Origin of the sequence: Streptosporangium sp. NBC_01469 (genome assembly GCF_036227305.1) — a bacterium.
GTDB lineage: Bacteria > Actinomycetota > Actinomycetes > Streptosporangiales > Streptosporangiaceae > Streptosporangium.
Genome location: NZ_CP109465.1, coordinates 10,443,216 through 10,461,446, shown reverse-complemented (window position 1 = coordinate 10,461,446; position 18,231 = coordinate 10,443,216). Strand labels below are relative to the sequence as shown.

The 18,231-nt window shown below is 70.1% G+C and carries 14 protein-coding genes and 1 riboswitch; of the genes, 8 read left to right on the top strand and 6 right to left on the bottom strand.

Features of this window, described 5'->3' with window-relative positions; all coding sequences use genetic code 11:
* Positions 1 to 242 precede the first annotated feature (242 nt).
* A complete protein-coding gene (locus OG587_RS45670) occupies positions 243 to 1,631 on the top strand; it encodes an MFS transporter (protein ID WP_329085267.1) in 1,389 nt (462 codons plus the stop codon).
* 55 nt (positions 1,632 to 1,686) lie between these two features.
* Here the strand turns inward: OG587_RS45670 and OG587_RS45665 are convergent, their stop codons facing one another.
* Positions 1,687 to 2,232, bottom strand: coding sequence for a DUF1707 and FHA domain-containing protein (locus OG587_RS45665; RefSeq protein ID WP_329085266.1), 546 nt, complete (start codon positions 2,230 to 2,232; stop codon positions 1,687 to 1,689).
* Between the two features lie 88 nt (positions 2,233 to 2,320).
* Here OG587_RS45665 and OG587_RS45660 point away from each other — a divergent pair, with 88 nt between their 5' ends.
* Genes OG587_RS45660 through OG587_RS45650 form a run of 3 tightly spaced genes read left to right on the top strand, consistent with a single transcriptional unit; the run spans position 2,321 to position 6,336 of the window.
* Complete coding sequence (locus OG587_RS45660; RefSeq protein WP_329085265.1) at positions 2,321 to 2,908, top strand: PadR family transcriptional regulator; 588 nt, start codon at positions 2,321 to 2,323, stop codon at positions 2,906 to 2,908.
* A gap of 49 nt (positions 2,909 to 2,957) precedes the next feature.
* A complete protein-coding gene (locus OG587_RS45655; RefSeq protein ID WP_329085264.1) occupies positions 2,958 to 3,665 on the top strand; it encodes an ABC transporter ATP-binding protein in 708 nt (235 codons plus the stop codon).
* A 58-nt stretch (positions 3,666 to 3,723) separates the two neighbouring features.
* Complete coding sequence (locus OG587_RS45650) at positions 3,724 to 6,336, top strand: ABC transporter permease (RefSeq protein ID WP_329085263.1); 2,613 nt, start codon at positions 3,724 to 3,726, stop codon at positions 6,334 to 6,336.
* A gap of 228 nt (positions 6,337 to 6,564) precedes the next feature.
* Here the strand turns inward: OG587_RS45650 and OG587_RS45645 are convergent, their stop codons facing one another.
* On the bottom strand, positions 6,565 to 7,419 hold the full coding sequence (locus OG587_RS45645; protein ID WP_329085262.1) for an SPOR domain-containing protein: 855 nt from the start codon (positions 7,417 to 7,419) through the stop codon (positions 6,565 to 6,567).
* Between the two features lie 296 nt (positions 7,420 to 7,715).
* Here OG587_RS45645 and serA point away from each other — a divergent pair, with 296 nt between their 5' ends.
* Positions 7,716 to 9,305, top strand: coding sequence for a phosphoglycerate dehydrogenase (gene serA / locus OG587_RS45640; RefSeq protein WP_329085261.1), 1,590 nt, complete (start codon positions 7,716 to 7,718; stop codon positions 9,303 to 9,305).
* A 496-nt stretch (positions 9,306 to 9,801) separates the two neighbouring features.
* Here serA and OG587_RS45635 read toward each other — a convergent pair whose 3' ends face one another.
* Complete coding sequence (locus tag OG587_RS45635; protein ID WP_329085260.1) at positions 9,802 to 10,410, bottom strand: C40 family peptidase; 609 nt, start codon at positions 10,408 to 10,410, stop codon at positions 9,802 to 9,804.
* A riboswitch (cyclic di-AMP (ydaO/yuaA leader) is annotated at positions 10,398 to 10,631 on the bottom strand. (Overlaps the previous gene by 13 nt.)
* Before the next feature lie 140 nt (positions 10,632 to 10,771).
* Here OG587_RS45635 and OG587_RS45630 point away from each other — a divergent pair.
* Positions 10,772 to 11,818: a 3-isopropylmalate dehydrogenase gene (locus tag OG587_RS45630; protein ID WP_329085259.1), complete on the top strand. Its 1,047-nt coding sequence runs from the start codon at positions 10,772 to 10,774 to the stop codon at positions 11,816 to 11,818.
* Positions 11,819 to 11,992: 174 nt separating this feature from the next.
* Positions 11,993 to 13,087: a branched-chain amino acid aminotransferase gene (locus OG587_RS45625; protein WP_329085258.1), complete on the top strand. Its 1,095-nt coding sequence runs from the start codon at positions 11,993 to 11,995 to the stop codon at positions 13,085 to 13,087.
* Positions 13,088 to 13,186: 99 nt separating this feature from the next.
* Here OG587_RS45625 and OG587_RS45620 read toward each other — a convergent pair whose 3' ends face one another.
* The gene (locus OG587_RS45620) at positions 13,187 to 13,777 is read right to left on the bottom strand and encodes a Uma2 family endonuclease (RefSeq protein WP_329085257.1); all 591 of its coding nucleotides are present in this window, start codon (positions 13,775 to 13,777) and stop codon (positions 13,187 to 13,189) included.
* 102 nt (positions 13,778 to 13,879) lie between these two features.
* Complete coding sequence (locus tag OG587_RS45615) at positions 13,880 to 14,533, bottom strand: O-methyltransferase (protein ID WP_329085256.1); 654 nt, start codon at positions 14,531 to 14,533, stop codon at positions 13,880 to 13,882.
* A gap of 322 nt (positions 14,534 to 14,855) precedes the next feature.
* Here OG587_RS45615 and cimA point away from each other — a divergent pair, with 322 nt between their 5' ends.
* Complete coding sequence (gene cimA / locus OG587_RS45610) at positions 14,856 to 16,430, top strand: citramalate synthase (protein WP_329085255.1); 1,575 nt, start codon at positions 14,856 to 14,858, stop codon at positions 16,428 to 16,430.
* A gap of 88 nt (positions 16,431 to 16,518) precedes the next feature.
* Here the strand turns inward: cimA and OG587_RS45605 are convergent, their stop codons facing one another.
* Entirely contained in the window at positions 16,519 to 18,153 is a 1,635-nt protein-coding gene (locus OG587_RS45605; RefSeq protein WP_329085254.1) for a heparinase II/III family protein, read from the bottom strand.
* Positions 18,154 to 18,231: the final 78 nt, after the last annotated feature.

The window sequence follows — 18,231 nt, the reverse complement described above, 5'->3', positions numbered from 1 at the left end:
TCTGGGGCCGGTGGTCCTCCTGTCAACGCCAGAGGCACCCCAATCCGGATATTTCCCTTTATAGCCTGCCTGGGCTGGACATATGTCGCATGGAAGGACCTGGTGTCGCGGGGTCACGCGGGCCGGGCGGCGGCCCCGCCGCCCGGCGTGCCCGGCCGGAAAGATCCGGAATATTCTCGTCTTCCGGGGATCATGGGGTTCGGAGGCCTACCAAGCGCACACTCGCTGCGATTGAATGTGGCATGGTCTCCCCGGCGCCCTCCCCCGCCGTCGTCACCGTGTCGCGCGGAGTGCGCGTCGGCTACGGTGTCGGCTCGATCTGCACCGCGACCTTCTCCACGGTCCCCGGATTGCTGCTGCTCTTCTACATGACGAACGTGCTCGCGGTTCCCGCCTGGATCGCCGGCGTGGTGGTCTTCCTGCCCAAGCTCTGGGACATGTTCATCAACCCCTGGGTGGGCCAGCGCTCCGACCGGACGGTCTCCCGCTTCGGCGCCCGCCGTCCCTGGATGCTCCTGGGCGCGCTCACCCTGCCGGTGACGTTCGCCCTCACCTTCGCGGGCCCTCCGCTCACCGGTGTCTCCGCCGCCCTGTACGTCGCCTTCTTCTACTTCCTCACCGCGACGGCCTACGCCTTCTACGAGGTTCCGTACAAGGCGATGCCGGCGGAGATGACCGACGACTACCACGAGCGCTCCTCGCTCCTGCAGTGGAAGATGGTCTTCGTCGGCCTGGGGATCCTGCTCTCCGGGGCCGTCGCGCCGGTGATCGCGGGCACCGAGGCCTCTGGCTACCGGACCATGGGGCTGGTCGTCGGGGCCGCCCTGCTGCTGTCGATGCTCGCCGCCTTCTTCGGCACGGCTCGCGCCCCGGTGATCGCGCGGGCCGAGGCGGAGCCGTCGATCCGGGCCCAGTTCGCCGCCGCCCGCTCGAACCCGACGTTCATGGTGCTGCTCGGCCTGAGCTGCGCCCAGATGTTCGCCGCCGGGACCATGCTGGCCGGCGCCCCGTACTTCGCCACCTACACGCTGGGCGACCCGGAGGCGACCACCACGCTCTTCCTGGGAATCGTCGGCCCGCTGCTGATCACCATGCCGCTCTGGATCTGGCTGTCCAAGCGCTACGACAAGCGCGGCGCGATGATCCTGGCGTCGGCGCTGTTCATGACGGGCGCCGTCGGGATGGCCTTCTCCGGCCCGCTCGGCTGGGCGTACGCGCACGCGTGCGTGCTCCTCGTCGGCATCGGCTACGCGGGGTTCCAGCTGCTGCAGTTCTCGATGCTCTCCGACGTGATCGTCCACGACGCCCTGGTCACCGGCAAGCGCCGGGCCGGGGTGTTCACCGGCCTCTGGACGGCCGCGGAGACCGTGGTCTTCGCGTTCGGCGCGCTCGTGCTCGGCTGGCTGCTGGGCGCGACCGGGTTCGTCGAGTCCGACCCCTCCACGCCGGTCGCCCAGCCCGCGTCGGCGACCACGGCGGCACTGTACGGCGCGACGCTGCTGCCCGCGTTCATGATGGGGGTCGGCATCCTGCTGACCATGCGCTACACCCTGACGGCGGCGAAGATCAAGGAGGCCCAGGCCGGAGCCGCCGAGGCCGAGGTCGACACCGCCAAGCCCCAGGGCGGCTGAGGCGACTCCCGCCCGGAGGACGCGCCACGGTCCGAGGTGATCGTGGCGCGGTCTTTCAGAGCATCTGAGGCGTGATCATCAGGAAGCCGCAGTCGCCGAAGGAAACGACGTCGCCCGGCCGGACCTTGGCCGGGCCGACCAGGCGCCAGTCGTTCAGGCGGGTGCCGTTCAGCGAGCCGAGGTCGACCAGGACCCAGCCCTCCTCGTCGCGGCGCAGCTCGGCGTGCACCCGGGAGACGGTGAGGTCGGCGAGGACCAGATCGCAGGCGGAGCCCCGGCCCACCACGTAGCGGGTCCTGCCGTCGCCCGGCAGCGCGAGCCGGGGCAGTCGCGGGCGCCGCCAGGCCGACTCCACGCGCTTGGTGAAGTCGGAGGCGGAGGCGACGGCCTCGGTGACCATGCGGCGGAATCGACCGCGTTGCGGCAGGTCGGCGACCAGATTGTCGAGCTCGCCCTGGTTGCGTGCGCGCAGGGCCATGTCGACACGGCCGAGAAAAGTGTCATGCGACAGGTGTCCCTCGACGGCACGGTCACGCAGCTCGCTGATCGCGCGATCGCGGTCCCCGTCGGAGGCGCGGGCCGGGGGATGCGTCGAGCTCATCCTCCGAGTATCGGCCCCAGGGGCGGAACCTGTCCAGAATATGCAGATCTCTTGCATCATGGATACTGAGTATGCATACTCAGTATCCATGGCGATCCGACAAGGGCTTCTGGCCCTGCTGAGTCAGGGGCCTCGTTACGGCTACCAGTTGCGTGCCGAGTTCGAGGCGTCGACGGGGGCGACCTGGCCGCTCAACATCGGCCAGGTCTACACGACGCTCTCCCGCCTGGAACGCGACGGCCTGGTGAGCCCCGGCGAGCAGGACGAGCAGGGCCGGGTCGTCTACTCGATCACCGAGGCCGGTCTGGCCGAGATGGCGCGATGGTTCGGCACCCCCGTCGCCCAGTCGGACCGGCCTCGGGACGAGCTGGTCATCAAGCTCGCTCTGGCGGTCACCGCCGCCGCCGACGTGCGGCCGATCATCCAGGCTCAGCGCACCGCGACCATGCGCACGCTGCAGGAGTTCGTCCGCGCCAAGCGCGCGAGCGTCGAGAGCCCCGCCCAGCGGCTGGTGCTCGACTCCATGATCTTCCAGGCCGAGGCCGAGCAACGCTGGCTCGACCACTGCGAGGCCGTGCTCGCGGCCTCCCCCCGCACACCGGATCCCCAGGCGCAGGATTCCCGGACGCAGGACTCCCAGACGCAGGATCCTCAGACGCAGGAGACAGACAGTTGACATCCTTTCCGAAACTCAGATCGGCGATCCGCGCACCGGAGGGGGTCAGATGACCTTCGACCCGGTCGTACGGCTCGCTGACGTGACCCGCACGCACGGCGACGGCCCGCGGAGCGTGGCGGCGCTGCGCGGGGTGAGCCTCGACGTCGGCGCCGGAGAGCTCGTCGCGGTGATGGGCCCCTCGGGGTCCGGCAAGTCCACCCTGCTCAACCTCGCGGGCGGCCTCGACCTGCCCACCTCCGGCTCCGTGGTCGTGGAGGGCACGCCGCTGGCGAGCCTGCCGGCCAAGGAACTGGCCGGGCTCCGGCGCAGGCACGTGGGCTACGTCTTCCAGGACCTCAACCTGATCCCGTCGCTCACCGCGCTGGAGAACGTGACCCTCCCGCGCGAGCTGGACGGGATCGCCTTCAAGAACGCCCGCCGCGAGGCGATGGAGGTGCTCGCGGAGGTCGGCCTCGGCGAGGTCGCCGACCGCTTCCCCGACGAGATCTCCGGCGGCCAGCGCCAGCGGGTCGCCATCGCCCGCGCGCTGGTGGGGGAGCGGCGGCTCATCCTGGCCGACGAGCCCACCGGCGCGCTCGACACCCCGACCGGCGACGAGATCCTCCAGCTCCTGCGCACCCGCTGCGACGCGGGAGCCGCCGTGCTGCTCGTCACCCACGAACCCCGCTACGCCGCCTGGGCCGACCGGGTGGTCTTCCTGCGCGACGGCGAGATCGCCGACTCCACCGCCACCCCCCTGGAGAGCGCCCGATGAGCGAGCGAACGGACCCGCGGGACGCGTTCGCCGGCCTCCGGCGGACCGGAGCCGTCACGTGAGCGCCCTCCTCGCCGCCCTGCGGATCTCCCGCAGGGACGCCCGGCGCGCCAGGGGCCGCAGCGCCCTGATCATGCTGATGATCGGCCTTCCCGTCCTCGTCGTCACGGTCTTCCTGGTCCTCGCGGCGACCGCGGACATCAACCCCCGGGAGGGTCTCACGGCGGACATCGGCGCGGCCGACGCGCGGATCAGGGTGACTGCGATCCAGGGAAAGCTGAAACAGGACATGACCGGCAAAATGTGGACGAGTCCCGGCGGCTCCCCCGCCGCCCTGACGCGGCCCTGGACGGAAGCCGCGGTCGCGAGGCTCCTGGAGCCCGGAGCCCGGCTCCTGCCGGTGTACGAGGGCAGTGTCGACTACCTGGCCCGGGACGGCCGTGATCACGTCTCCGCGCTGGAGGTGGACCTACGGGACCCCCTGACGGCGGGCATGTATCGCCTGGCCAGGGGGCGCGCCCCGGTCTCCGCCCAGGAGATCGCGGTGACCCCCGAGATCCTGGAGCGAGGGGCTCGCCTTGGCGCCCCGCTGGAGGTCACGTGGGACAGGAAACCGATGAGGGTCGTCGGCGTGCTCGAACCCTCGCGCAGGATCCGCGAGACGAAGATCGTCGGCCTCCCCGGCACGCTCCTCTTCAACAGGCCGGGCACCACCCAGGAGACCGGCTGGCTGGCCGACACCCCCCGGCCGGTCACCTGGGCCACCGTCCAGAGGCTGAACGCGGCCGGTCTACTGGCCGTGTCCCGTGCCGTCGTCGAGAATCCGCCCGATGACGACGAGCTCCTCAGCACCTCGTACGACGAGGACCAGATCGCCGGGATCGGGCTCGTCGGGGTCATGATCGTGCTGGAGGTGGTGCTGCTCGCCGGTCCCGCCTTCGCGGTCGGCCTCCGGCGGCGGCGCCGGGAACTCGCGCTGGTCGCCGCGCAGGGCGGCTCCCCGGCACACCTGCGCCTGATCGTCCTGGCCGACGGCGTCGTCCTCGGCTGCGGAGCGGCGGTGATCGGACTGGTCCTCGGGGTGGGCCTGGCGTGGGCCTCCGCCCCCCTGCTGCTGGCCGGGCTGGTCGGCGTGATCGGTCCCCTGGAGATCCCCTGGGCTCTCGTGACGGCGGTCGCCCTGCTCGGAGCGGCCAGCGGGCTCGTCGCCGCGCTGGTCCCCGCGGTGCAGGCGGCCCGCCAGGACCCGGCGGCGGTGCTCGCCGGTCGCGGGGGCGTGGTGCGCGACCGGGTGGGGCGCCCGGTGCTGGGCCTGCTCCTGCTCGCGGCGGGGGCCGCGGCGACCGTGTTCGCCGTCAGGTACGACGTGGTCTGGGTCTACTGCGCCGCCGTCCTCGCACAGCTGGGACTGGTCGCGCTGGCGCCGAGGCTGGTGAAGGGAGCGGCGGGCCTGGCCGCCCGGCTGCCGCTCCCCTTCCGCCTGGCCGCTCGCGACGCCTCCCGCCACCGGGGCCGCACCGCGTCCGCCGTCGCGGCGGTCATGACCGCCACGGCCGCGGTCGTCGCGGTCGCCATCGCGAACAACAGTAACTTCGCCCACAACCGGGACAACTTCCAGACGATCGTCCCGGCCGGGACCTTGATCATCCAGGCGGGGAAGCTCGACGACGACCGCTGGGCCACGCTGAAAGCCGCCGCCCGGCGCGAGCTGCCGGGGGTGCCGCTGATCGAAGGGGCGAAGGCGACGGACGCCGGGGGGGTGGCCGTCGAGATAAGAGTCCGGCCCATCGAGGGGACCCTGGCGGAACGTTCCCACTTGTTTCTTCCGATCGGGGACGAGCGGCTGCTCACGCTCGTCCAGGGGCGGCGGGATCCGGTGGCGTCGGCCGCGTTGGCCTCGGGAAAGGCGGTGGTGTTCGACCCCCGGCTGATCCGGGACGGAAGACTCGCCCTGACCCTGGAGACGGACGAGAGCAGGGATCAGACACCCGGTGAGATCACGGTCCCCGCCGTCCTGGCCGGGGTCGCCGATCCCCGGTACGCCGTCGCGGTGCTGCCACCCGCCGCCCTGCGGAGCGCCGGCCTGGAGACCCGGCCCCGCGTCCTGTACGCCGATCCGGCCTCGCACGGGCTCAGCCCCCGGCAGGGGCTGGGTCTGGAGTGGGAGCTCGCGGGAGCGGGCCCCCCGGCCGGCGTCGGGGTCATGATCGAGCAGGGGTTCCAGAACGACGTCGTCCCCGTGCTGTGGCTGCTCATGGGGGCGGCGTTCATCCTGGTGCTCGGCGGCACGTTCGTCGCCACCGGGCTCGCCGCCGCCGACATGCGCTCCGATCTCGCGACGATGGCCGCCGTCGGGGCACCGCCGGGCACGCGCAGGCTGGTCGTCGCCGGGCAGGCCGGATTCATCGCGGGGCTCGGTGTCCTGATCGGCGCCCTCGCCGGTGCCGTGACCGGGGTCGCCGCGGCCTGGCCCATGACGACCAGGACGTACGGCAGCGTCATGCTGACGCCGGCCGGGGAGATCATTCCCTCTCTTCCGTCGGCGCCGCCGACGGTCGAGATCCCCTGGCTCCTCCTCGCGGCCGTGGTGATCGGCCTGCCGGTACTGGCCGCCCTGGTGGCGGGGGCGTTCACCCGGACGAAGACGACCCTGACCCGCAGGACCGGCTAGCACCCGTGACGTCTCGCGACGCGGCGAAGGGGGGTGCGGCGCCCCTCAACGGCGCGGCGCCTCGCGGCGTGGGAGGCCCGAGAGCGGATACGGCGGCCCCCGGACGGCGACGTGAGAACGTCGTCGTCCGGCAGGGCCGCCTTTCCGACGTCGCCGCCCGGGGGACGCCTTTCCACGTCACACCGTCCGGAGCCGCCCTTCCTGGGCGTCGCACCGGCGGGGCGCCGGTCAGTCGGTGACGTCGGCGCAGACCACGTGGGCGCCCAGCTCGACCATCCGCTGCTCGCTGCGCGCGTCGGCGACCCTGGCCATCAGGATCGGCGCCTCGCTCGCGGCGAGCTGCGGCAGCCGGGCGCGCACCCCGCGATGGATGTCCCTGACCACGTCCTCGGCCGCCGACATGTGCACCTTCACGTGCAGCATGATCCCCGGGGCGCCGGAGGAGGTGCTGGCCTCGGAGATCCACACGTGGTGGACGAGCGGGTAGTCGATGAGCAGGTGCGAGATCGCGGCGCGCAGCGCGGGCAGGATCGGATGGTCGCACCGGCGGTATCCCGGATCCACCAGCTGCATCGGGCCCGACAGATGGGGCCGGGGCGCCGGGATCCACGACTGGGCGGGCGCGGCGGGCACCGGCGTTCTCTGCGGGCGCGCGGGCGCGGAACGCGAGACCGTGGCCATCGCCCCGGTCGCGTACGCCGTCGGCGTCGCGCTCGACAGCGCCGGCGTGGGGCCGCTGCGTGTCGAGAGCAGGTAGCGCTGGAGATCCTCGATCGGCACGGCCGCGGCCGCCGGGCCCGCCGCGTCGATCACGATCTCCCGCACGCCGGTGACGCGCTGGATGTCGAGGATGGTGTCGGCATCGCACGCCGACAGCGAGTGGCTGCCACGGTGCCGCGCGTAGGTGTCCGCCGAGGTGTATCCGAGCAGGACACGATCACCGGCCTGGGTCGTGCCGAGCACGACGGAACGGTCGGGTCGCACGGCAACCAGGAGTCCCCATTCGGCCAGCGCCGCAAGCAGCCGATGCGGATCGCCGTGCTGCGCGAGCACGTTGCCGAGAGCGGGGTTCCCGATGCTCATATGAGGAACGATAGGTAGTGGACCACGGCTTATCAGGGTAATCGCGAAGTTTTCCTGGGATCAATACCAACTTGAATTTTGGTGGCATGAGATCTGTCAAGGACGGGTAAGCCCGCGTTCTGGGCCGCGAAGCGCCTCGCTGTCCTGGAGCGTTCCGGAGCTTCCCCGCGTCTTTCCGAGCTTCCCGGGGCGGCGCGGAGCGTCTCGGATCGCGGGACACTCGTGAACGCGTTCACAAGCGCCGATAGACTACGTGAGGTCCGTGCACCCCTCACCGTCTAGTAAGGATCCAGCCTGTGAACAAGCCCGTCGTACTGGTCGCTGAGGAACTTTCCGAGGCCGGTCTCGCGGTTCTGGGCGCGGACTTCGAAGTCCGCCACACCGACGGCGCCGACCGTGCCCAGTTCCTGCCCGCCCTCGCCGACGTGGACGCGCTCATCGTGCGCAGCGCCACGCAGGTCGACGCCGAGGCGATCGCCAACGCTCCCAAACTCCGCGTCGTCGCCCGCGCGGGCGTCGGCCTGGACAACGTCGACGTGGAGGCCGCCACCAAGGCCGGCGTCATGGTCGTCAACGCGCCGACCTCCAACATCACCAGCGCCGCCGAGCACACCGTCGCCCTGATCCTCGCCTCCGCCCGCAACGTCGCCCAGGCGCACTCCGCGCTCAAGGGCGGCGAGTGGAAGCGCTCGAAGTACACCGGCGTGGAGCTCGACGAGAAGGTCGTCGCCATCCTCGGTCTCGGCAAGATCGGCCAGCTGGTCGCGCAGCGCCTCCAGCCGTTCGGTGTCGAGCTGATCGCCTACGACCCCTACCTGCAGCCGGCCCGCGCCGCCCAGATGGGCGTCCGGCTGGTCTCGCTGGAGGAGGCCCTGAGCGAGGCCGACTTCATCACCGTGCACCTGCCCAAGTCCAAGGAGACCATCGGTCTCATCGGCGACAGGGAGCTCCACGCGGTCAAGCCGAACGTGCGCCTCATCAACGTCGCCCGCGGCGGCATCATCGACGAGAACGCCCTCTACTCCGCGATCAAGGAGGGGCGCGTCGCCGGCGCCGGCATCGACGTGTTCCCGAAGGAGCCGGTCACCGACAGCCCGCTCTTCGAGCTCGACCAGGTCGTCGTCACCCCGCACCTGGGCGCCTCCACCCACGAGGCCCAGGAGAAGGCCGGCACCCAGGTCGCGCGCAGCGTGAAGCTCGCCCTCGCCGGGGAGTTCGTGCCGGACGCGGTCAACGTCCAGGGCGGCGCCGTCGCCGAGGACGTCAAGCCGGGCCTGCCGCTCGCCGAGAAGCTCGGCCGGGTGTTCACCGCCCTCGCGGGCGAGGTCGCCACCAAGCTCGACGTCGAGGTGCGCGGCGAGATCGCCTCCCACGACGTCCGCGTGCTGGAACTGGCCGCGCTCAAGGGCGTCTTCACCGACGTGGTCGAGGACTCGGTCACCTACGTCAACGCCCCGCTGCTGGCCAAGGACCGCGGCGTGTCGGTCGAGCTGATCACCAGCTCCGACAGCCCCGACTGGCGCAACGTCGTGACGGTCCGCGGCGTCCTCGCCGACGGCCGCGCGATCTCGGTCTCCGGCACCCTGTCCGGGCCGAGGCAGATCACGAAGATCGTCGAGGTCAACGGCTACCAGATGGAGATCGAGCCGACCGACCACCTGTCGTTCTTCACCTACACCGACCGCCCCGGCATCGTCGGCGTGGTCGGCCGCATCCTCGGCGACCACTCGATCAACATCGCCTCGATGCAGGTGGCCCGTGACGCCAAGGGCGGCAAGGCGCTCATCGCGCTCACCGTCGACACCGCCATCCCGGCCGAGGTGATCGACCAGATCGGCTCGGAGATCGGCGCCGACAGCGGCCGTTCCGTCGACCTGGCCGACTAGCCGTCCCGCCGATGTGGCCGCCGCCCCGGAGACCGGGACGGCGGCCACATTTCGTCTCAGCATGTGAGAAGTGTGTACGCCGGGCGAGACGGCGTTTCCGTGGCCAGGTAACCTGGAATGAAATGCGCCAGGTTCTTGCCATTCCTACCTGCCGCGGCGGGGCCTGACAGGGGCAGGCCGGCGACTCGCCGCGGTGTCGTGGCGCCTGCCGGCTCCAAGCCCCCGTCGGCGGTCCGTGATCCGGACCCGCGACATCAGGCCTGGTCGGAGTCCCGACCGGAGTCTCGACCACCTTCCTTGCTCGCATGCGACCGAGACGAGATTCGCCATGTACGACATGTATCCCTGGAACCGTCCCGACGAGACCGAGGACGAGGCCATCGACGCGCTCCAGACCGCTCTGGACCGCAGGGACAACGGTGGTGCGCCCACCCGCTGAGCCCGTTCTCGCCGCCGGGGTCTCCACGGCCTTCCGGCGGTGACCCGCCGGCGTGTCTCATCCGCCGGTCACTGTTTCGGTCGCGAGCTTGACCCGCTCGGTCAGCTGAACCCCCTGCGGGTCGGGGCGCACCGCGCCGGCGAAGGAGTCGCGGCGCCAGGAGTCGAGTTTCTCCTCCTTGACCACGTCGCCGGTCTGCGGGGCGTGGACCATGTAGCCGGGCTTGGTGATCATGCCGACATGGCCGAGGCCGCTGAAGAAGACCAGGTCGCCGGCTCTGAGATCCCTCCAGGCGATCTTCTTGGGGAACGCGTCGTACTGGTCGTAGGTGACGCGGGGGAGCTTGATCCCGGCGGCGCGGTAGGCGCGGAGCATCAGGCCGGAGCAGTCGAAGCCGCCGTGGCCGGTGCCACCCCAGACGTAGGGCGTTCCGCGCTTGGACATCGCCCAGTCCACGGCTTTCTGCCAGGCGGGCTTGACGTTCGTGGCCTTCAGCGCCTGCTTCAGCGCGGGGGTGTTGAGCGCGGCGGGCCCGGGGCCCGGGGGTGGGGAGACGGCCAGGGCGGCGGGCGAGGTCGCGAGCACCGCGGCGCCGGCGACGATCATCGAGGCGGAGATGGACAGGACGCGGGGGAGAACTGTGCCGGACAGGATGATTCCTTCCATAAGGCCGGCCGGGTGAGCTGTCGGGCTCGGGCGTGGAGGCCGCCCTACGGCGCGAGAACGCGCTGATTCGCCCCAAGGAATCCGCGTGATGGCGAGCGGGAACGCGCTCCGGGGGAGGAGCGGGGTTCCCGGGGGCCCGGCGGATTCCGGAAAGAGTGGTTCCCCGGCTCCGTGCGGGCCCGGTAAGGGGATGGCCCGTACGGATTAGGCATTGATGTGAATGGGAGGACCATAACGAAACCTCCCGAAAGGGTCAATACCGAGCAAAAAAGGACAAAGCGATCAGGCGTGTCACCGCGCGGTCACGTCCGAGGAGTGAGACCGGTGTTCGATCACCGAGACGGACCGGTAGGGTGCCTGCATGGATTCGCGTAACATTCGCCTGGCGGTCATCCCCGGGGACGGAATCGGAGTCGAGGTCGTCACCGAGGGACTGAAGGTCCTCGAAGCGGTCGGCACGAAGGTGGAGACCACCACCTACGACCTCGGCGCCAAGCGCTACCACGAGACCGGCGAGACCCTGCCGGACCCGGTCCTCGACGAGCTGCGCGGATACGACGCGATCCTGCTCGGCGCGGTCGGCGACCCCAGCGTGCCCCCGGGCATCCTGGAGCGCGACCTGCTGCTCAAGCTCCGCTTCCAGCTCGACCACTACGTGAACCTGCGTCCGGTCAAGCTCTTCCCCGGCGTCGAGACACCGCTGGGCAAGGCCCGCCCCGAGGACATCGACATGGTCGTCGTCCGCGAGGGCACCGAGGGCCTGTACGCCGGAGCGGGTGGCGTCATGCGCCGGGGCACGCCGCACGAGATCGCCACCCAGGAGTCGCTGAACACCGCCTACGGCGTCGAGCGCGTCGTGCGCTACGCCTTCGACAAGGCGCTCGGCCGCCCCCGCAGGAAGCTGACGCTGGTCCACAAGACCAACGTGCTCACCTACGCCGGTGACCTCTGGGCCCGCACCTTCGACCGCGTCAGCCTGGAGTATCCCGACGTCCAGACCGACTACTGCCACGTCGACGCGGCCTCGATGTTCTTCGTCAGCCAGCCGGAGCGCTTCGACGTGATCGTCACCGACAACCTCTTCGGCGACATCCTCACCGACATCGGCGCGGCGATCGCCGGTGGCATCGGCCTCGCGGCCAGCGGCAACGTCAACCCCGACCGCACCGCGCCGAGCATGTTCGAGCCGGTCCACGGCAGCGCCCCCGACATCGCGGGCCGGGGCAAGGCCGACCCGACCGCCACGATCCTGTCGGTCGCCATGCTCCTCGACCACCTCGGGATGGCCGCCGAGGCCGCCAGGGTCGAGCAGGCCGTCGCCGACGACCTGGTCGAGCGGCCGGCCGGACGGGCCGGCCGGACCACCCACGAGATCGGCGACGACATCACCGCCCGAGTAGCCGGCTGAGGAAGCCGCCTCCCTCTACCCCGACGCGCCTGGCGGCTCACCCGAGCCGCCAGGCGCGTTTTTTGTTTCTCCAGCACTGCCGGTTTTCGGCATGGATGGAGTAGTTTCCCGTTACCCGGTCCGACGCAGAATGGACCAGAGGGTAAGCCAGACACCAAGAGAAGGATCCGTGCGATGACCACCGCTCAGAAGCTCAGCTTCGACGTGCAGCTCTCCGACCACGCTCGCACCGCGGCAGAGCGCGAGCAGGTACTGGCGAGCCCGGGGTTCGGTCAGGTCTTCACCGACCACATGATCTCGATCGACTACACCGAGGGGGAGGGCTGGCACGACGCCGCGCTCGTGCCGTACGGCCCGCTCAGCCTCGACCCCGCGACGTCGGTCTTCCACTACGCGCAGGAGCTTTTCGAGGGACTCAAGGCCTACCGCCAGGAGAACGGCACGATCGTGACCTTCCGGCCGGAGGCCAACGCCGCCCGCTTCAACACCTCCGCGCGGCGGATGGCCATGCCCGAGCTGCCCGAGGAGACGTTCGTCGAGTCGCTGGAGCTGCTCGTCCAGACCGACCGCGAGTGGGTCCCGACCACGCCGGGACACAGCCTCTACCTGCGCCCCTTCATGATCGCCACGCAGCCGGCGCTCGGCGTCAACTACCCGTCCAGGACCTACAGGTACATGGTCATCGCCTCTCCGGCGGCGGCCTACTTCGGGGGCGGGAAGGCCGTAACCGTCTGGCTCTCCACCGAGTACACCCGGGCGGCCCCCGGCGGAACCGGCTTCGCCAAGTGCGGCGGCAACTACGCGGCGGCCTTCGTGGCCCAGCGCCAGGCCGTCGAGCAGGGCTGCGACCAGGTGGTCTGGCTCGACGCGGGCGAGCACCGCTACGTCGAGGAGATGGGCGGGATGAACCTGTTCTTCGTCTACGGCGACCGCCTGCTGACCCCGGCGCTCACCGGCACGCTCCTGCCCGGCATCACCCGCGACTCGATCCTCTCCTTCGCCGCCGACCTCGGCCTCCACGCCGAGGAGGGGCGCCTGTCGGTCGAGGAGTGGCAGCGGGGCTGTGAGACGGGCGAGCTCACGGAGGTCTTCGCCTGCGGCACCGCCGCGGTCGTCACCCCGGTCGGCTCGGTCAAGGGCGCCGACCGCGCCTGGACGATCGGCGACGGCACCCAGGGGCCCGTCACCTCGAAGATCCGCGAGGAGCTCGTGGGCATCCAGTACGGGACCCGTCCCGACCCGCACAGCTGGGTTCACAAGGTCTGCTGATCGCGTACGGAGGAGGCCAGGCCGGGGCCGGGGCGTCCGGCGGGTTCCGGGCGGAGGAGACCCGGCCTCCCACCCGGCCGGGCCTCCTCCCGAGCGGGCCTACCCTTCGACCAGCTTGCCGGTGTCGATCGTGAGGTTCCAGGGCGCGGGGAGCTCAAGGGGCTCTCCGAGGGTCACCTGGTGTTGTTGCTGGTATCCCCGCTCTCCGGGGTGGCTGAGGAGCCGGGCGAGATTCTGGGTGGCGTCGATCACCAGGTAGAGCGGGACGCCTGCGATCGCGCAGTTCTCGGGCTTGGTGACATGGTCATCGTCCCGGCTGCTGGGGGAGACCACCTCCACGACGAGCAGCGTTTCCTCGGCATAGACGTTCTCGTCGTCCCACATGCGGGGAAACTTCGGCACGACGAGGAGATCGGGCCGATAACGATCTTTCTGGACACCCAGGAAGAGCTTGACGTCGTATACGGGGTGCCAGCCCTGTTCCGTTGCGAACGGGATGAGCTGGATCAGCAACTGCAGGATGCTCTTGGCGTGGTTGAGCGTGGGCAACTCTCTCACCACGATCCGACCATTGATGAGCTCGACCTTACGGTCGGGCCAATCATCGCAGGTCTTCTGGTAGCGATGTTCGAGCTCCTGATGGTTGGTGGACATGGGCTTCGCCTCGCGACGGTCCAGGGTCTTGGCCATGAGGTCATCCTTCCCTCCGCGCGGGTGGGCGCAACGTGTTTGACATGTCGCTTAAAGTAATCGGAAAGATTTCCGTTCGCCCGGGATTCGGGAAAGTTCTCGTCAGTGCTTTCGAATCATGGTGAGGCCGTCGGCGATGGGAAGCATGATCGAGGTGACCCGCCCGTCGGCGCTGACCATGTCGTTGAACTCGCGGATGTGCCTGACGGTCTCGTCGTCCCTGGTGGGGTCGGCGACGTGGCCGCTCCACAGGGTGTTGTCGACGAGGATCACCCCGCCGGGAGCCAGGCGCGACATGAGGATCTCGTAGTAGACGGGATAGTTGACCTTGTCGGCGTCGATGAACGCCAGGTCGACGGCCGGGTGTTCGGGAAGCTCGCGCAGGCGCTCGGCCGCCGGGCCGATCCTCAGCTCGATGCGGTCGGCGACCCGCGCCCTGCCCCAGTAACTCCGGGCGACCGCCGTCCACTCCTCGCTCACGTCGAAGCAGGTGAGCCCGCCGCCGGGGGCGAGCCCGCGGGCGAGGCAGATGGAGGAGTAGCCGGTGAAGGTGCCCACCTCCACCGCGTTCCTGGCGCCGCCGAGCTGGGCGATCATGGTAAGGAAGCGCCCCTGGTCGGGGGAGATCTGCATCGACGCGTTGTCGCCGGTCAGCTCGCGGGTCTCGAGGGCGAGCGCGTCGAGGACGTCGTCGGGCTGGGTGGTGTGCGCGAGCAGATACTGCCCCACGGTGGGGTCGAGATAGGTCGCCTTCATGGAGCCCATTCTCGCCCGTGCCGGACGGCGACGGGGGTGATCCCGGGTCGTGTCCCGATTCCACTCGGCCCGGATCCGGGCCGGATTCGGGCCGGGCCGGCACGCCACGGGTCTCGGATCCTGAGATCGATGTGTCAGATGGTGTCGGCGTATGGCAGACTCCGAAGCATCATGTTCTACGGTCTGCTCATTATCGGCAGGCGCGCTGGCTGAAAAGGGACACCGCCGGCGCGCAGACCTCTCACGTCCGTGAGGGGTCATTTTTGTTTCCAGAAGCCGAATGAGCGCGCGGCGAATCATCGAACCCGCGAAGGAGAACGACATGGCCGACGATCGCTTCCACGTGTACGACACGACTCTCCGTGACGGTGCCCAGCAGGAGGGGCTCAACCTCACGGTGGCCGACAAACTGGCCATCGCGCGTCACCTGGACGGTCTGGGCGTCGGCTTCATCGAGGGAGGTTGGCCCGGCGCCAACCCCAAGGACACGGAATTCTTCAGGCGCGCTCAAACAGAGCTCGACCTGAAGTATGCGCAGCTCGCCGCGTTCGGCGCGACCCGCCGGGCAGGTGCGAAGGCAGCCGACGACCCATTGGTGGCCGCGCTGCGCGAATCCGGCGCGCCGGTTGTGACCCTTGTCGCAAAGAGTCACGACCGGCACGTGGAGCTGGCCCTCCGCACGACCCTCCAGGAGAACCTCGCGATGATCCGCGACACGGTCTCCCACCTTCGTGCGGAGGGCCAGAGGGTCTTCCTCGACGCCGAACACTTCTTCGACGGCTACAAGTCCAACCCCGACTACGCGCTGGAGGTCCTGCGCACCGCCGCCGAGGCGGGAGCCTCGGTGATCGCGCTGTGCGACACCAACGGGGGCATGCTCCCCGACGAGCTGGCCGAGGTCGTGCACGCGGCCGTCGGGACGTCGGCCAGAATCGGCATCCACTGCCACGACGACACCGGCTGCGCGGTCGCCAACTCCCTGGCCGCGGTCAAGGCCGGCGCCACCCACGTGCAGGGCTGCGCCAACGGCTACGGTGAGCGCTCCGGCAACGCCAACCTGTTCACCGTGGTGGCCAACCTGCAGCTCAAGCGGGGATTCGACCTCGTGCCGAGGGAGGCCCTGGCCGACATGACCAGGATCGCCCACGCGATCACCGAGGTCACCAACGTCATCCCCAACTCCCACGCCCCCTACGTGGGCGTCTCCGCCTTCGCGCACAAGGCCGGGCTGCACGCCAGCGCGATCAAGGTCGATCCCAACCTCTACCAGCACATCGACCCCGCCGAGGTCGGCAACGACATGCGCATGCTCGTCTCCGACATGGCCGGACGCGCCTCGGTCGAGCTCAAGGGCCGCGAGCTGGGCTACGAGCTGGCCCCCGACACCTCACGGGAGCTGGTGAACCGGGTCAAGGAGATGGAGGCGAAGGGTTACACCTTCGAGGCCGCCGACGCCTCCTTCGAGCTCCTGCTGCGCGACACCGTCGCGGGCGAGAGCAGGCGCCACTTCCAGGTCGAGTCCTGGCGGGTGATCGTGGAGCGGGCGCGCGGCGGCGAGGTCGTCAGCGAGGCCACGGTGAAGCTGCACGCCAAGGGGGAGCGGATCGTCGCCACCGGCGAGGGCAACGGCCCCGTCAACGCCCTCGACCGGGCCGTACGGCTGGGGCTGGAGCGGCTCTACCCCGAGCTGGCGGGGGTCGAGCTGATCGACTTCAAGGTGCGGATCCTGGAGGGTACGCACGGCACCGACGCCGTCACGCGCGTGCTGATCACCTCCAGCGACGCGGCCGGTGAGTGGTCCACGGTCGGCGTCGACGAGAACATCATCGAGGCCTCCTGGCAGGCGCTGGAGCAGGCCGTGACCTACGGACTCCTGCGCGCGGGCCACACCGCCTGACCACACCCATCAGGGAGAACCCCCAGGAGAACCGCCGGTGCGCGCCGTCAGGGAGAACCTTTCGGCGAGCACCGGCGGGAAGGTCCCGTCAGGAGAGGTTGGCGCCGCTGACGCGGAAGCTCACCTGGCCCTCGGAGGTCTCCAGGCTGACCTTGCCGCCGGAGCAGGAGAGCGACGGCTTGCCGGTGCCGGGCACCACCACGGTCAGCACGGCGTCGCCCGAGGCGGGCGAGACGACCGCGGGGGCGGGGTGTCTCTGCAGGTAGGCGGAGGAGACCCAGCCCTGGTACGGGTTCTTCTGGCCGCGGACCACCTTCAGCCCGGCGACCGGCCGGCAGGACGGCATCGAGACCTGGACGAGCGTCGCCTTCCAGCCCGCCTTGTCCTTCACCACGACCTGGCCGCCACCGCTGGAGACGGTGGACAGGTCGCGGGAGAAGTGCCAGACGTTGCGGACCTTCGAGCCCTTGGGAACCGTGTCCAGCACGGCCATCACGTCCTGGCGGTGGTTGACGAGCACCGAGCGGGTCCTGGGCACGCCGTAGGCCTTGTCGGTCAGCCGGTAGCTCTGCCGGTCCGACCCGATCGAGGACCTGCTCAGCGCGGTGGCGGTCTTGCCGCGGAACCTCGCCCCGGCCACCATCGACGTGTTGTGCGCCTCCGGGGACATCGTCCAGTTGCGGTAGCCGCTGTTCTCGTACGAGTCGAAGCCAGCGTCGACCAGGACGTCACGGCCCTGGGCGTAGTAGGTCACGCCCAGGTGGTCCTCGTGGCCGTGATACTTCACGCCGGGCCCGAAGCGGATGGAGTAGAACGCCGACTCCGGCTTGTCCCAGGCGGTGCGCCCGTAGACGTAGCCGCCGCCGAACACCCGTACGGTCTGCTTCGGGTGGCTGTAGCCGACCGGCCGCACGTCCGCGCCGCCGTCGCCGATCGGGACCATGAACCCGTCGGGCTGGGTGGAGTGGGAGATGAAGCCCTCCAGCGACTCCCAGCGCCGGAAGATGTCACCGGGCACCTTCCGCTTGCACGACTTGATGTTGTCCATCGCGACCTTCAGGCGGTCGTAGACGTAGATCGCGTAACGCGGGGCCTGCTCGCGCAGCACGCCCTGGGAGTCGACGTCGAGCTTCACGGTCTCGGTGAGCCGCCTGATCGCGAGGCTGGACCACTGGTCGCGGCCGTAGCGGCAGCCGATGCCGAGCAGCGCGATGTCCTGGTCGATGCCGTGGTTGTGGCCCTTCTCGTACAACCTCGGGTCGGAGAGCATCTTCGCGTGCTCGGCCAGGCTGCCGGAGAGCCACGACTCGCTGACGTGCTTGCTGAGGCAGACCAGAGCGGGGGCGCGCAGCGCGATCGGGTGCTCCTGCCAGGCGTACGGGCTGGTCCCCGCGCCACCGCGGGGGTTGTCGGCCACCCAGTCCTTGGCGATCTCGACGGCCCGCGTCAGGTACGCCTCGTTGCCGTTCGTCTCGTAGTCGGCGACGAGACGGCCCATCCAGCGCAGCGAGTGGAAGACCATGCTCCACGAACGGTTCCGGTAGGGGTCGGTACGCCAGTTGACGTCCTTGCCGACCTTCACCGGGGCGAGGTCGAGGAAGCCGACCTCGCCGCCCATGATGTCCGTCGCAGTCGGAGTGGCGGGCAGCCAGTCGCCCTGACACTCGGCAGTGCGTTTCACCTCCCTGGCCTGCGCTGTACCGGCCGTGACGCCGCAAGTCATCAGGAGGATGATGCAGAGAGCGAGTGCTTGTGTGCGGCGGCGCACGCCAGTTCCTTCCAGGCCGAACGAGGGGGGCGG

Bases quoted from the DNA above. Each gene is read 5' to 3' on its own strand.
- OG587_RS45630 (WP_329085259.1), top strand. From the start codon at position 10,772: ATGGATTCGCGTAACATTCGCCTGGCGGTCATCCCCGGGGACGGAATC.
- OG587_RS45605 (WP_329085254.1), bottom strand. From the start codon at position 18,153: ATGACTTGCGGCGTCACGGCCGGTACAGCGCAGGCCAGGGAGGTGAAA.
- OG587_RS45645 (WP_329085262.1), bottom strand. From the start codon at position 7,419: ATGAGCATCGGGAACCCCGCTCTCGGCAACGTGCTCGCGCAGCACGGC.
- OG587_RS45625 (WP_329085258.1), top strand. From the start codon at position 11,993: ATGACCACCGCTCAGAAGCTCAGCTTCGACGTGCAGCTCTCCGACCAC.
- OG587_RS45665 (WP_329085266.1), bottom strand. From the start codon at position 2,232: ATGAGCTCGACGCATCCCCCGGCCCGCGCCTCCGACGGGGACCGCGAT.
- OG587_RS45660 (WP_329085265.1), top strand. From the start codon at position 2,321: ATGGCGATCCGACAAGGGCTTCTGGCCCTGCTGAGTCAGGGGCCTCGT.
- OG587_RS45655 (WP_329085264.1), top strand. From the start codon at position 2,958: ATGACCTTCGACCCGGTCGTACGGCTCGCTGACGTGACCCGCACGCAC.
- OG587_RS45670 (WP_329085267.1), top strand. From the start codon at position 243: ATGGTCTCCCCGGCGCCCTCCCCCGCCGTCGTCACCGTGTCGCGCGGA.
- OG587_RS45635 (WP_329085260.1), bottom strand. From the start codon at position 10,410: ATGGAAGGAATCATCCTGTCCGGCACAGTTCTCCCCCGCGTCCTGTCC.
- cimA (WP_329085255.1), top strand. From the start codon at position 14,856: ATGGCCGACGATCGCTTCCACGTGTACGACACGACTCTCCGTGACGGT.
- OG587_RS45620 (WP_329085257.1), bottom strand. From the start codon at position 13,777: ATGGCCAAGACCCTGGACCGTCGCGAGGCGAAGCCCATGTCCACCAAC.
- OG587_RS45615 (WP_329085256.1), bottom strand. From the start codon at position 14,533: ATGAAGGCGACCTATCTCGACCCCACCGTGGGGCAGTATCTGCTCGCG.